The sequence below is a fragment of the Methylophilus sp. 14 genome (assembly GCF_015354345.1).
GTDB lineage: Bacteria > Pseudomonadota > Gammaproteobacteria > Burkholderiales > Methylophilaceae > Methylophilus.
The window spans coordinates 176,965-190,558 of sequence record NZ_JADKYS010000004.1 but is presented as its reverse complement, the minus strand read 5'-3'; the positions used below and the strand labels follow the sequence as shown (position 1 = coordinate 190,558).

Genomic DNA, 13,594 nt, shown 5'->3' with positions numbered 1-13,594 from the left:
TTTTAAAGAACATCAGCTTTTTCGCTGTTTTCGTTACCGTTATTTCGTAACGAGGTGCGCATTATACAGAGGTTTTTTACTTCGTCAACAGCAATTTAAAACTTAATTTTAAACCACCATTAACTCGCCCTGCTTAACCACATTTCCTCTCACTCAACATATCGTTTCGTTTAAGGAAGCCGCGCATTTTACAGCGCTGAGCTTTGTGGTCAAGCCCAAATCAGCACTCTTACACTTTTGTTACAAATTGATGATTATTTCTTGAAAGCTGCTTTGACTCGCAACCATGTTTGCGTGAAAACATTGCCATCCAGATGATAATGCTTATGCAAAGGCTGCTTCACTTCCCAGCTGACTTTAAGGCCCGCGGGAAATACAACAAAGTCGCCCTTGCCAAAACTTACAGGTACGCCACCTAACGGGGTGACCACACATTCGCCTTCTAATATATATGCCTGCTCTTGTTCATGAAATATCCAGTCAAACACAGACACTTCTTTTTGCCAGGTAGGCCACTTGGCAACACCGAGCGTCTTTAATTGTGTTTCGGCAGGATTGTGTTGAACTTGAATTTGCATATTGGTGCTCCTTATATTGAAGCGCGCATTTTATAGGAAGCCATGCTTTAGTACGCATGGTTTTCGATAGTAAAATAGAATTTTTATCAATGCAGAGTAGATAATGCGTATCAGCCCGGCAGAGGCAATTGAATTGTTGCAGCGTGGTGACGTGGTCGCCATCCCGACAGAAACCGTATATGGGTTGGCCGCCGACGCGCGCAATGAATCGGCGATTGCCAAAATATATGCGACAAAACAGCGCCCGGCCAACAATCCGCTGATTGTGCATATTGCCAGCGCGGCGAAAGTAACGGAGTGGGCAAGCGAGTTTCCGCCATTGGCGCAACAACTGGCACAGGCATTCTGGCCAGGACCGCTGACATTGGTATTGCCAGCGCGTGCCGAGGTGTCGCAGATTGTACGCGCTGGCGAACCAACGGTGGCATTGCGCGTGCCTGCCCACCCTGTGACGCTGGCCTTGTTGAACGACAGTGGCCTGGGACTCGCTGCGCCTTCTGCCAATAAATATACACAACTAAGCCCCACCACCGCCGAACATGTGGCGTCTGGCCTGGGTGATGATATTCCTATATTGGAAGGTGGGCCCTGCCAGGTTGGCATAGAATCAACCATTGTCAGTGTGCACGGTGATGAATGGCAATTACTGCGCCCAGGCATGATAGAGGCTGCAGCGATTGCAACGATTGCGGGTAAGTCGGCAACACAACAAGCGACGCAAACGCCCAAGGTCCCTGGGCAACATTTGCTGCACTACTCACCACGCACGCCCTGCCTGTTATTTACGTCAACCTCCGCCATGTTGCGCTACGCCCAAACCAGGCCAGCCGCCGCTGCGCTGCTGTTTGGCGATGCCGAACAGATCACCACTAAAGATGTTTACCTGCCAAATGACCCTGCGCTGGCAGCAGAACAACTCTACGCCGCCCTACACACGCTGGACGCCGCACAGGCGGATGTCATACTGATTGAGTCACCGCCCGCCACCCCAGCATGGGACGCACTACGAGACCGCCTGCAACGCGCCGCTTACCAGCCACACGACCAAAACGATTGAGTCTGTCAGGCATGACTGGCACAATACGCTGCATATTTCTTTATCGCCTATTATTTAGTACAAGATACACACAATGAAAAATACTTATCAGCATTTGATGATCGCCGTCGCTTCCGCCCTGTTGATTGGCTGTGCCAGCTTTGAGTTTCCCAGCATGTTTGACAAAGGCTCCAAGGAAGTACCCCGTTACGGTAAAGAAGCCGTTCATTACCAATGCGATAACTATCAGTCTTTTGGCCTGAAACTATCCGCTAATGGCGACGAAGCCTGGGTCATGTTGCCTGACCATGAAATTGGCCTGGCGAGAGATGCGAGCGATAAGCAGCTTTATCACTACGGCACCATGGATTTGCGCCTAAACGGTGAGCAAACCACGCTGGATGACAGCGACCATTTACATCTTAAAAACTGCAAACCTGTTGAAACTAAGAAATAACCGCTTCAAAGCAGGCCAAAAAAAGCCCTGCAACGCAGGGCAAGTTCATCGGAGGGGAAACCGAATTTTTTACAGGCTGACCAAACCGCCAACCAAACCAAGCACGGTACCTAATAAAGGGCCAACTAATGGAATAGCAGATAAAGTACCTACCAGACCATTCACTAAACCACCGGTCGTGCCAGTCACGCCACCCAGCAAACCGCCTAATAATGGGATGCCGCCGAGCAAACCACCCAAGTTCAACGCTGCACCACCAGAAACTGCTTCAACTTCGACTTTTTTCAAGCTTTGAATTGCCATTTAATTCTCCTCATTTAAGTGTTGAAAGTACGACTTCAAACCATGCAGCCCTTGACGATTGCACCGCTTATCAGCACGCACCATAATCTAGATTCAAGAACAATGTTGCTGCGGCACCACTACGTTACCACAACAAAACAATATTAACTAAAATTAACAATTGCGTAAACAAGTTAATTATAAATTTTTCAGGGCTCGACAATCGCCCACAACCCCACATTGCCCATATTGGCGGATAGCTTCAATCGGGCCGCACGCAACGCTGCCAGCGACTTGATATGCTGCTGCCTGGCGCCGGATAGAGCATTCTGCGCGCCCAGCAACTCAATCATATTGCCAACCCCTGCCTGATAGCGGCCCTGCGCCACATTAAATGCCTCTTGCGCATGCCGCGTCAGCTCATCGGTTGCACGCAGATTCTCGCGCTCAGACATCAACGCGTGATAGCTTTTCCAGACCTCTAGCGACACTTGCTGCAAGGCGCGATTGAGTTCAGCCACACGCGTTTGACGCTCGGCTTCGGCGGACTGCACCTGATAGCTGCGCGAGAACCCTTCAAACAAGGGCAGATTCAGTTGCAAGCCTATGTTGACCGAGGTCGAGTAGACGTTACTGGCCGGAAAATTGGCCAGTTGCTGATAACCCATCTGGTCTGAGCGACTCAGCTCAGTGTTGAGATTTAAGGTAGGCAACCCTTCTGCGCGCACGGCCTTGATGTTTTCTTCGGCAGCAAGCACTTTGGCTTTGGCAGCAACAATCACCGGATGCGACTCCATGGCCTGCTGAATCAGCACATCCACCCGATGAACAAAATCGCCCTGATCGAGCGACTGGCTGCGTTTTAACAATTGAAACGGCGTGTTGGCCATCAACCCCATGGCCGCCGACAATGTCCCATGTGCATTCTTTAGCTCACCTTCGGCTTTGATTCTGTCCAACCGCGCTTGTGCATAAGCGGTTTGCGCCTGCAACTGGTCGGTGAGTAAACCGACACCGGCCTGAAACTTGGCGGTCGCTGCCGCCAGGCTCTCCTTGGCCAACGACTCGGCATCTTCAAAAGCGGTCAAGGTGGCCTGCGTGGTCAGGTTGTCAAAATACGCCTGGGCAGCGTTGATAAACACCTCTTGCAAGGTCGCATCGTGTGCCGCATTGGCGGCACTTAATAAAGCCTGCGCTTGCCCCAACTTGGCAGAGCGCTGCCCCAAGTCAGCCAGCAACCAGCTCAGACGCAGATTGGCGGTGCGGTTGGTAATGTTATTGTCCTGGTCCAGCGAAGAAAACAAGGAATTTTCGACATGGTTTCTGACTTTGGCTGCCCCTGCCGTGACGTTGACCCGCGGTAAATAATTGGATTTTTGCACGGCCACTTGTGCTGCCTGCGCTTTGGCAACAGACCAGGCCTCCGTGCTGCGCGGGCTGTTACATAAGGCCTGCTCCACCACATCAAGCAGCGTCAGCGGCCGCTGCGGCAAACCTGCAGCGCAGGGGGCCAATTCAGAGTCAGCCGCTGGCGTTAGCATTTCTTTAGCCGGGCTACCAGCGACGCGGCCCTGAAACTCGGTAAAGTCCGTCAATTGCAACGCGAGGGTGTTGATTGGCAACGCGCCACTCAAGGCACAGCATAGGGGCACAATTTGGCGCCAGGATACGCTCATGCGCCTGCCACCGCCGTCATATGCACTTTGCCCGCCGCCATCACGATGACGCGCTTGGCCGAGGCAATAGTCTCAGGCCGATGCGCGATAATCACCCGCGTCATATCCAGCGCCTGTATCGCCTCGTTCACTATGGCTTCGCGAGCCACATCAAGGTGACTGGTGGCTTCGTCGAGGAAGAGGATTTTTGGCTTTTTATACAAAGCGCGCGCCAGCAGAATACGTTGCTTTTGGCCGCCAGACAGCGCCGCGCCCATATCGCCAATCAGCGTATTAAAGCCCATCGGCATGGCTGCAATGTCGTCGTATACCGCGGCTTTGCGCGCGCACTCTTCCACCCACGCCATCTCAACCTGCTGGTCAAAAAACGCAATATTGTCGGCAATCGAGCCAGCAAATAACGCGTCGTCCTGCATCACCGTGCCGACCATATTGCGCAAATGCGACAAACCCAGCTTGGATAACGGCTGCCCGCCTACCAACACTTGCCCCTCTTTAAAAGGCCGCAGGCCAAGCATGACATTCATCAGGGTCGATTTACCACAACCAGAAGGGCCGACAATGGCCACCGACTCGCCAGCGGCAATCTCCAGGTCAATACCATCCAGCACCCAGGGCTCGCCATCGGCATAGCGGTATCGCAGGCCTTGAATCACAATATTGGCTGGCAGCTTTTCAAGCTCCTGCTTGCTCATGGTATCCACGACTTCAGGCTCTTGCTCGGCCAGCGCAATATCGGCCAGGCGCTCGCCTTGCAAATGCAGCATGCGCATCTCCACCAGCCGATCAATCAAGCCACTGACGCGCGACACAAACTGGTCTTTATAGGCGATAAAAGCCAGCAATACGCCGATGGTGAATGCACCATCCATCACCAGTTTGGCACCTAGCCAGACGATAAGGATGCGCTCTACACCAAATAACAGGCCATTCAGCAGGCGATACATCACCTGCAATTTTTGCGTGCGTAAGTCAGCATTCACTTGCTCGACAAACAAGCCTAGCCAGCTATTCCGGCGTTCATCTAAGCGTTGAAATAATTTAAGTGCACGCACACCGCGTACGGTTTCAATAAAGTGGGTTTGCTGTTTGGCGGCATGCACGATTTGCTCTTCGGTGGCATTGCGCAAAGGCCTAAACCAGGCCCAGCGGCCCAATCCATATAACAGCATGGCACCAATCGCAATCCAGGCCATGGTCGGGCTATATAAAAACATCATGGCCAAGGTCGCCACCGTCAGCACACCATCCAAGATGGCTTCGACAAAGGTGCTGGTCAGCGTATGTTGAATCTGGTCGATGGCACCAAACCGGGACACCACATCGCCCAGATGCCGCTTTTCAAAAAAATCGACTGGCAAGCGGATCAAATGGGCAAATAAATTGGCACGCCACTGCACATTGAGCGTGGTCGACATATGCATGATGACCCAGGCGCGTACGGTACTAATGGCTTGCTGCATGAACACCAGCAAGCCAAAGCCAAGCGCCAGCGTCGTTAGTAAATCCCGGTCTGCCGACACCAGCACATGGTCGACCACCCATTGCATATAAAACGGCGACACCAGCGCAAACACCTCCAGCGCCAGTGCTAACAGCAACACCTGGCCCATGGAGCGATAGAGGCCGGTGACATGCCCCATCATGTCGCGTAATTTCACGCTTTGCTTAAAGGTCACCTGCTTAAAGCCAGGGTTAGGCCACAACTCCAACGCCACGCCGGTAAAGGCGGCCGACACTTCTTCAAAACTCAGTTTACGGATGCCCATGGCCGGGTCATGAATCACGGCATGGCGCGCGCCCACCTCTTTCAACACCACAAAATGGTTGAAATTCCAGTGCAGAATGCACGGGCGGCGTAAGTCCTTGAGGTCTTCAAGCTCCAGCTTCACCGGGCGCGTGGTAAAACCCACCGCCTGCGCCATACCCATCAAATGACTGAGCGTGGTGCCCTTGATTGAAATCAGAAACAAGCGACGCATGGTCGCCAGATCGGTGCGAAAGCCATGGTAATTGGACACCATGACCAAACAAGCCAGCCCGCACTCGCTGGCCTCGGTTTGCAGCGCAATGGGCAGCGTGCGCCCCAGGCCGAAAGACAATTGATTAAGAAAAGACATGACTCACTTTCATTTGCATGACTACAGCTTGCCGGTCAAACTAATCAACGGCTCCAGCACCCACTCATACAGCCGCCTGCGCTCAAGCATGATGTCGGCATCGAGCAACATGCCGGTCTGCAATGGCTGCTTGACGCCATACGCCAGGATGGTTTGCTGATCTAACACGACTGAAATCCGGTAATAAGGCTCGCCGCTTTGATTATTGCCGGAGAGATTGCCCATGGTAAAAATTTCGCTGGCGGGCAACGCGGTTCTCGACACCGACACCACTCGCCCCGTGGCCTGGCCAAACTTCTGGTAGGGATAGGCCTGGTAACGTAACCGCACCGGTACGCCAGGGCGCACAAAGCCAACAGCACGGCTGGGCGCGAACAAATGGGCCTCCAGCCTGGCCCCACGCGGCACAATACTCACCAGCGGCCGACTGCCTTCCACCGCCGTACCGACATTGGCCACGACGGCGGTGGCCGTGCCGGAGGCAGGCGCACGCACCACCAGGCGCCGTTTGGCTTCGCTTTCGGTCAGTTGTTGATTGACGCTGGACACACTGCGCTCCAGCTGCGCAATCTGGTTTTGATGTTTAGCGCGCACGCTGGACAACTCGTCCTGCCTGGCCACTAGATCACGCTGCATGCGTACCTGCTCACGCGAAATCGCTTCGAGACGCGAAGACTGCTCTATCCAGTCCTCTTGTTTTTGCTGGGTTTGCTCGCGCGAAATATAGTTTTTTTCTAGCAGGCCCTGATAGCGTTGATAGGCCTCTTCGCTGAGCTTGACGCGGGTTTGCTGCGCGCTGTATTGCGCCTGCAGCCGGGTCAACTCCTCCTGAATCCCCAACAAACGTGACTGCAAGGCTTGTTGCTCATCATGCTGCTGCGCCCTGGTCTTGACGATTTCATCACGCAGCGATTGTCGTTGCTGGGCGTGCTGCGCACTGATAGAGGCCTGTACCGAGCCCTGCCCATCGGAATAGCGCTCACTGGACAGTACAAACAGCACATCACCTTGTTTGACCTGCTGCCCCTCCTGCACCTTTTTTTCAACCACCAGACCCAATTGCGGCGCATACACTTTCAGCAAGCCGGTTTCCGGCACCAGTTGCCCCATGACCGTACTACGCTTGGTATAGGTGGCACAGGCCATAAACAGCCCGACGATTAACGCAAAGACGACGGCCAGGGCCGTGAGGAACAGGTAACTGACTGGACGCACCAGTAGGATAGTGCCCAGCCAATGGTTTTTTTGTGCATTGAGCGCAGCGTGACGGAATAAAGGCTGATTGGCCATGACAATAGACACCAGTGACGGCGATTACACCCGGTAATTTTAGATAATTTTTATTAACAAACCGGCAGATTATAGAGGGCCGGCAAATTAAATGTCAATTTATGTTAATAAATATAACTATCAAACGCCTGACAGCGCACATGCTGATTGCAAGGCAGGCGACCAGCACCCTGCGGATAAGCCAGCATGGGACCTATGTGAAAATTTATCCAACACATTGATTTATATCACTTATTTTTGTGGCACACATTCTGCAATAAGACAGCTTGGAACGTGACCTCATCACGCCTGCGCGCGATGAGGACGACTGATATCCATTACTAATTACAGAGTGAATACATGAAAAACAAATCTACCCCGCACAGCCTGCATCGTATTTCTTTATTAACCAGCCTGGCGCTGCTCAGCAGCCAGGCCTTTGCCGAAGCCACCATACAGCGCAACGATAACCAGTTTATTAACATTGGCATTGCTTCCCGCATTAGTTTCAGCTCAATCAAAGACGCCGCGCCCAATGGCAAAGACCGCTCGAATGATTTTGAAGTTGAAGAAGCGCGTTTGTATACCAACGGTAAACTGCACGAAAACGTCTCATTTGAATTTAACTTTGCGCGTAATACCGCAGACGACAAAGTAGAGTTGCTAGATGGTCACTTAGGGCTTGAACTCAACAACTACGCCAACGTTTGGATAGGCCGCTTCTTGCCCGCCGCCAGCCGCGCCTCTGCTGCCGCGCCGCTGTATTCAACCACCTTTGACTTCCCGATTGCCGAGCAAGGCTCTTACCAGTTTGCTGGCCGTGACAACGGCGCCGTCTTTTTTGGGGCCGATAGCAGCAGTGCGTTTAAATACTACTTATCAGCCACCAATGGTCGCCAGGGCGGCTCCAACCAGGCCGATAATCTGTCTTACGCCACCCGCTTGCAATACAACTTTTGGGATACCGAGCCAGGCTTTTACAACTTATCCAGCTACGATGGCAAAAAATCTATTTTGTCGGTCGGCGGCTCTTATCGCTACCAGAAAGATGGCACCGGTACTATTTTGAATAAAGGCGATTCCAAATACTGGAACCTGGATGCACGTCTGGAAAAACCACTGAGCAACGGCGCGGTGCTGGGGGCTGAAGCATCTTATTACAACTACGACAATGACAACACCGGCGACACCGTGTTGCCGGAAGCCAAAGGCTTTTTCGTCAACGGCAGTTACACCTTTGCCGACAAAGTAGGCATCGGCAAATTCCAGCCTAAAGTGATTTACCAGGAATTTAACAATGACACTACCGGCTTAGACCGCAAACGCATTGATGTCGGCGTAGGCTATTTAATTGACGGCGACAGCAACAAACGTATTGATGTGTTCTACTTTAGAGAAAATCGCAACAATTTGCCTGATATTGACGGCATTAAAGCGATTTTCCATGTGGCGCACTTTTTCTAAGGGAATATAGCAATAAAAAAACGGCCATACAGGCCGTTTTTTTATTGCTGATAAATCTAGCTTATTTGCTGGTTTTTCTTCTGGCGGCAAATCCAACCAGGCCTAAACCAGCCATCAACAAGCCATACGACTCCGGCTCAGGTACAGTGGTCACGGACAGGTTTTTAACACCCCAACCCTCATCGCCCAAGCCTTGCGGAATGGCACTGGCGTAGCTGAAAGTCAGGTTGTTGCTACCTAATACCAATGTCACAGGCAAGGTAATAGTCAGCGAGCCACCATTATTAAAACCGTTATACACATAATTCGAAACGTAACTCGAATCACCTTGTGTCACGGTAATCGCGCCACCATCACCTCCCAAATTAAAGCTGGCAGAAAACACGGCGCTGCCATTCACTGACAGGGTGAAGTAATCTTCATAATTATTATCTGGAAACCCATCCAGCGTGTTGTAGCCAAACAGGTCAAATGAAACGGTTGCAGCCGTCGCAGCAGCATTAAATGAATAGTCCACAGAGTCCGGACTACTCAATGCGCTACCATCAAAGTCATAAGCCATGGCCACCGGCGTCATGAAGGACGTGATTGCAATAAATGAAAAAGCACCAGCAAGTTGTTTTAGCATCGCAAGCTCCCAAAGTGTTTACAGTTAGTTTTATATAATTGCAACAAATATGTTACAGAATTTATTGCTAAATTGTAACTACCTGAATGGGTCATGCATTAACGGCCACCCAAATAAGCATCGCTCAAGGCGTGGCTGCTGGCAATGGTGCGAGCGTCGCCGTGGTGGGTGATATGCCCGCTTTCGAGCACATAGGCGAAGTTGGCGTAGCGCAAAGCGACAGTGGCATTCTGTTCAGCCAGCAAAAAACTCAGGCCCTGTGTTTGTTGTAGCTGATGCACAATTTCAAAAATTTCTTCCACAATCTGCGGCGCCAGGCCCATGGAAGGCTCATCGAGCAAAATCAGTTGAGGATCAGCCATTAAGGCGCGGCCGATGGCGACCATTTGCTGCTCACCGCCTGAGGTGTAGCCTGCAAAGTTTTTGCGTAGCAATTTAAGCCGTGGAAAAAAGACATACACCTTCTCCAGACTGTGGGCCAGGGCCTTGCTGGACGGGCGGCGGATAAACGCGCCGGTGAGCAGGTTTTCTTCTACAGTTAAATGGCCGAAACAATGCCGGCCCTCCAGCACCTGCACCAGGCCTTGTGCGACCAACTGGCCAGGCGTGGCCCGCGTAATATCCTGCCCGGCATATGTAATCCGCCCTTGTACGACTTCACCGCGTTGCGCCGGTGCCAGGCCAGAAATTGCTTTTAAAATGGTGCTTTTGCCCGCCCCATTGGCGCCGAGTAACGCCACGATAGACTGCGGCCCGACTTGCAGTGATATATGCTTGATAGCAAAAATGACCTTTTCATAGATCACTTCAATATCGTCTAATTGCAATAGCGGCTCGCTCGCCTGCGCGGCCTGTATCGAATCTCGTTGTTGTGCTTGCGACATCGCTGCCTCCTCAATTTGATGTTGTGGGCATATGCTGGCACTGCCCACGACATCAAACTACATAGGAGGCACACCGCGACGCGGTGTGCCTCTTGTGTAATGGTAATAAAGTTGAATCGTGAAACTTCCGTAAGTCTTTGATTCTTCGTGCTCGAAATTTACTAGTAAAAAATAAAGTTAGATCGTAGATAGCAATAACTGGCTTAAATCAAATTACTCAAAAGGTAATATAGTTGGATCGTGGTACTTAAGCCTTATCAATTGGAGTGTTAACCTAAATTTAATATCTACATGCTTCAACCTGAGATGGAGGCCATTATGAAAAATGTCTGGGCAGGTGTTGGGTTTGTAATATTTTTAGTTTCTTCTGTGGCATATGGTCGATCTGCAGATTATGTCTGCACGATAGAGAAAGAACCATCTGCCTTTCAGTTAAAACGGTCTGATCAAGAGTTTGCTGGCGATCTGCATGTGGGTCAGAAATTTACCGTGCAGCGCACAACGGGCATCATGGACGGCGCCCTTAAGAATGCTTTCACTAATCAACCCAACGTTGTAGACCCAGGCAGTCGAGATGATGCATTCAAAGTCATCACAACCGAGCCGATGGCAACTGGTGGGGTAAATATCTTCGTATTAGTAATCAAAGAGTATGAGAAAACACCTACTAAAGATTTCATCTTTATCAATGTAGATGCTTTGTACACAGGTGTATGTGAGCACTATTTTCTGTAACTAATAGTGCTTAATTTGATTCAGGAAATCCCGCTAATAAACTCAAGACGTAATAAAGGCCACAACTTTACACGGCATTTACCGACTCTGCTGACCGGGTGCGGGACGAAAAGATTGTGACCTTGATTTATTATATAGCTATCTCTTAAACAATTCTATTCAGAGAAGTTTAAATAATTGCCGACCTCGATACCACTTTGCATGTTAAAACCATCAAATTTGACGGAGATTTTTCATAAAGTGAAGGACACTATAAGTCCTGATGAGATCCTTCGATATTACTTTTAACCTTGTATGAAAAGATCAAAATTGTTTTAACCTCAATGCATTGGCAATCACGGAAGCAGAGCTAAGGCTCATTGCCAATGCAGCTATCATTGGCGAAAGCAACCAACCCGTAAATGGGTAGAGCAACCCTGCTGCAAGAGGAACTCCAAGTGCATTATAGAGAAAAGCAAAAAGAAGATTTTGTTTCATATTATTGATTGTGCTTTCGGATAAAGATCTGGCCTCATTAATGCCTCTCAAATCACCTTTTACCAAAGTGATCTGGGCGCTATTCATGGCGACATCCGTTCCAGTACCCATGGCAATGCCTACATCTGCTTTGGCAAGTGCCGGAGCATCATTGATACCATCTCCTGCCATCGCAACCACCTGCCCCTCTAGCTGAAGACTAGTGACAAGTTTCAATTTGTCTTCAGGTCTCACTTCACCATAAAACTCCTTAATGCCCAGTTTATTCGCAACTGATTTGGCTGTAGTGATTCCATCACCAGTAGCCATCACGACACGAATACCAGATTTCTTAAGCGCAGTAAGAGCCTCGACTGTGCTGGGTTTAATAGGATCAGAAACGGCAATGAGTCCTGCAAGTTGTAGATCAATAGCGAGATACATCACACTTGCACCCTCTAGTCTCAATGCTTCTGAATTACTTGTTAGGGCAGATGTTTCTACGCCAAGCATTTGCATTAATGCAGTATTACCTAATGCGACGGATTGGCCATTAATCTTTCCCTTCACACCAATGCCTGAGCCTGACTCAAAATCTTCTAGAGTTAGTAAGGTAAGTGACTGTCGTCTAGCCTCAGCAACGATAGCATCTGCCAATGGATGCTCACTACCTTGATCCAAACTTGCCGCATAGAGCAGAACCTTCTCTGCACTGTAGCCATCTATGGGTAGTGCTAAGTTAAAGCGAGGTTTCCCTTCAGTCAGGGTGCCAGTCTTATCTACTATTAGAGTTGTGACTTTGCGCATATTCTCTATAGCAGCAGCATCTCGGAATAGCACACCACTTGTCGCACCACGACCAGTAGCCACCATGATAGACATAGGTGTAGCAAGACCGAGCGCACATGGACAAGCAATAATCAGAACTGCAACAGCATTGATCAGACCATAAACCCAGCTTGGCTCGGGCCCTAAGAGCCCCCAAACAAGCAAAGTCGCTAGCGAGATGCACACAACCATGGCAACGAAATATCCGGCAACTATGTCAGCTAACCTCTGCATTGGTGCTTTGGAGCGCTGTGCTTGTGCAACCATCTGTACGATCTGCGAGAGCATGGTTTCTGCCCCCACTCTTTCCGAGCGGATAACCAAAGTCCCGCTAGTATTCAGTGTGGCGCCAATCACCTTATCGCCTACATGCTTGGATATTGGCATAGGCTCACCAGTCAGCATGGATTCGTCAATCGAGCTACTGCCTGAAAGTACCATACCATCTACAGGCACTTTCTCACCGGGTCTTACGCGTAACATATCTCCAACATGGACATGAGACAAATCTACCTCATGTTCTGTCCCATCAGCATTTATCTTTTTCGCGGTTTTAGGGGAAAGCCCCAATAATGATTTAATGGCTGCGGAAGTTTGAGAGCGCGCCTTAAGTTCCAACATTTGGCCCAATAACGTAAGTGAGATAATTACCGACGCGGCTTCAAAATAAACCGATACACGCCCCATCGAATAGAAGGAGCTAGGGAATACTTCTGGAATAATCGTTGCAATCGTACTGTAGATAAAAGCAGCAGCGGTGCCTAATCCGATTAATGTCCACATGTTGGGACTACGATTAATGATAGATAGGGCACCACGATATAAAAATGGCCAACCAGCCCACAATACGATGGGCAGGCTAAGAATGAACTCTATCCATGTTTGAGTGATAGCATCCATTAAATTAAGTTGATGACCGAACATAGCTAACGTTGTCACAATCATTGTCAACGGCAGTGTCCACCAAAACCGCTGAGAAAATGTGACTAACTCCGTATTGTCCTCCTGCTCCAATTCTGGGATCACAGGTTCCAGCGTCATGCCGCATTTTGGGCAAACCCCAGGAAAATCCTGACGTACCTCAGAGTGCATAGGGCATGTATATATGGTGCCCGACTCCTTGTGTTGTGAATCGCGAACACCATCTCTCTTAGAATCAATATGAGACATCTGATGGGAGT

12 protein-coding genes are annotated in these 13,594 nt (G+C 50.2%); 4 read left to right on the top strand and 8 right to left on the bottom strand.

Translation table 11 applies throughout. The features are described from left to right. Positions 1 to 254: 254 nt before the first annotated feature. Positions 255 to 578 carry a cupin domain-containing protein gene (locus INP78_RS11700; RefSeq protein WP_194742373.1) on the bottom strand — a complete coding sequence of 108 codons (324 nt, stop codon included), beginning with the start codon at positions 576 to 578 and terminating at the stop codon, positions 255 to 257. Positions 579 to 681: 103 nt separating this feature from the next. Here INP78_RS11700 and INP78_RS11695 point away from each other — a divergent pair, with 103 nt between their 5' ends. Both INP78_RS11695 and INP78_RS11690 read left to right on the top strand, forming a co-directional pair. Next, positions 682 to 1,635: an L-threonylcarbamoyladenylate synthase gene (locus INP78_RS11695; RefSeq protein ID WP_194742372.1), complete on the top strand. Its 954-nt coding sequence runs from the start codon at positions 682 to 684 to the stop codon at positions 1,633 to 1,635. Positions 1,636 to 1,708: 73 nt separating this feature from the next. Continuing rightward, positions 1,709 to 2,071, top strand: coding sequence for a hypothetical protein (locus INP78_RS11690; protein WP_194742371.1), 363 nt, complete (start codon positions 1,709 to 1,711; stop codon positions 2,069 to 2,071). Between the two features lie 69 nt (positions 2,072 to 2,140). Here the strand turns inward: INP78_RS11690 and INP78_RS11685 are convergent, their stop codons facing one another. The 4 genes from INP78_RS11685 to INP78_RS11670 form a co-directional block, all read right to left on the bottom strand. Further along, positions 2,141 to 2,374 carry a hypothetical protein gene (locus INP78_RS11685; protein WP_194742370.1) on the bottom strand — a complete coding sequence of 78 codons (234 nt, stop codon included), beginning with the start codon at positions 2,372 to 2,374 and terminating at the stop codon, positions 2,141 to 2,143. A gap of 188 nt (positions 2,375 to 2,562) precedes the next feature. Then, entirely contained in the window at positions 2,563 to 4,029 is a 1,467-nt protein-coding gene (locus INP78_RS11680) for a TolC family protein (protein WP_194742369.1), read from the bottom strand. Then, positions 4,026 to 6,149, bottom strand: coding sequence for a peptidase domain-containing ABC transporter (locus tag INP78_RS11675; RefSeq protein ID WP_194742368.1), 2,124 nt, complete (start codon positions 6,147 to 6,149; stop codon positions 4,026 to 4,028). The genes INP78_RS11680 and INP78_RS11675 overlap by 4 nt, the downstream gene beginning before the upstream one ends. A 21-nt stretch (positions 6,150 to 6,170) precedes the next feature. Further along, complete coding sequence (locus INP78_RS11670; RefSeq protein WP_194742367.1) at positions 6,171 to 7,439, bottom strand: HlyD family secretion protein; 1,269 nt, start codon at positions 7,437 to 7,439, stop codon at positions 6,171 to 6,173. 339 nt (positions 7,440 to 7,778) lie between these two features. Here INP78_RS11670 and INP78_RS11665 point away from each other — a divergent pair, with 339 nt between their 5' ends. Next, the gene (locus INP78_RS11665; RefSeq protein WP_194742366.1) at positions 7,779 to 8,882 is read left to right on the top strand and encodes a porin; all 1,104 of its coding nucleotides are present in this window, start codon (positions 7,779 to 7,781) and stop codon (positions 8,880 to 8,882) included. Between the two features lie 61 nt (positions 8,883 to 8,943). On the opposite strand, the gene INP78_RS11660 is transcribed toward INP78_RS11665, so the two are convergent. Beyond that, a complete protein-coding gene (locus tag INP78_RS11660) occupies positions 8,944 to 9,510 on the bottom strand; it encodes a PEP-CTERM sorting domain-containing protein (RefSeq protein ID WP_194742365.1) in 567 nt (188 codons plus the stop codon). A 98-nt stretch (positions 9,511 to 9,608) separates the two neighbouring features. Continuing rightward, positions 9,609 to 10,394 carry an ABC transporter ATP-binding protein gene (locus tag INP78_RS11655; RefSeq protein WP_194742364.1) on the bottom strand — a complete coding sequence of 262 codons (786 nt, stop codon included), beginning with the start codon at positions 10,392 to 10,394 and terminating at the stop codon, positions 9,609 to 9,611. A 318-nt stretch (positions 10,395 to 10,712) separates the two neighbouring features. Between INP78_RS11655 and INP78_RS11650 the strand changes: the two genes are divergently transcribed. After that, on the top strand, positions 10,713 to 11,129 hold the full coding sequence (locus INP78_RS11650; RefSeq protein ID WP_194742363.1) for a hypothetical protein: 417 nt from the start codon (positions 10,713 to 10,715) through the stop codon (positions 11,127 to 11,129). 303 nt (positions 11,130 to 11,432) lie between these two features. Here the strand turns inward: INP78_RS11650 and INP78_RS11645 are convergent, their stop codons facing one another. Next, positions 11,433 to 13,505 (bottom strand): copper-translocating P-type ATPase, encoded by a 2,073-nt coding sequence (locus INP78_RS11645; RefSeq protein ID WP_228522852.1) that lies wholly within the window; start codon positions 13,503 to 13,505, stop codon positions 11,433 to 11,435. Positions 13,506 to 13,594 lie beyond the last annotated feature (89 nt).

Excerpts from the sequence above, each read along its gene's own strand:
- INP78_RS11700 (WP_194742373.1), bottom strand. The coding sequence starts at position 578 with ATGCAAATTCAAGTTCAACACAATCCTGCCGAAACACAATTAAAGACG.
- INP78_RS11695 (WP_194742372.1), top strand. The coding sequence starts at position 682 with ATGCGTATCAGCCCGGCAGAGGCAATTGAATTGTTGCAGCGTGGTGAC.
- INP78_RS11690 (WP_194742371.1), top strand. The coding sequence starts at position 1,709 with ATGAAAAATACTTATCAGCATTTGATGATCGCCGTCGCTTCCGCCCTG.
- INP78_RS11685 (WP_194742370.1), bottom strand. The coding sequence starts at position 2,374 with ATGGCAATTCAAAGCTTGAAAAAAGTCGAAGTTGAAGCAGTTTCTGGT.
- INP78_RS11680 (WP_194742369.1), bottom strand. The coding sequence starts at position 4,029 with ATGAGCGTATCCTGGCGCCAAATTGTGCCCCTATGCTGTGCCTTGAGT.
- INP78_RS11675 (WP_194742368.1), bottom strand. The coding sequence starts at position 6,149 with ATGTCTTTTCTTAATCAATTGTCTTTCGGCCTGGGGCGCACGCTGCCC.
- INP78_RS11670 (WP_194742367.1), bottom strand. The coding sequence starts at position 7,439 with ATGGCCAATCAGCCTTTATTCCGTCACGCTGCGCTCAATGCACAAAAA.
- INP78_RS11665 (WP_194742366.1), top strand. The coding sequence starts at position 7,779 with ATGAAAAACAAATCTACCCCGCACAGCCTGCATCGTATTTCTTTATTA.
- INP78_RS11660 (WP_194742365.1), bottom strand. The coding sequence starts at position 9,510 with ATGCTAAAACAACTTGCTGGTGCTTTTTCATTTATTGCAATCACGTCC.
- INP78_RS11655 (WP_194742364.1), bottom strand. The coding sequence starts at position 10,394 with ATGTCGCAAGCACAACAACGAGATTCGATACAGGCCGCGCAGGCGAGC.
- INP78_RS11650 (WP_194742363.1), top strand. The coding sequence starts at position 10,713 with ATGAAAAATGTCTGGGCAGGTGTTGGGTTTGTAATATTTTTAGTTTCT.
- INP78_RS11645 (WP_228522852.1), bottom strand. The coding sequence starts at position 13,505 with ATGCACTCTGAGGTACGTCAGGATTTTCCTGGGGTTTGCCCAAAATGC.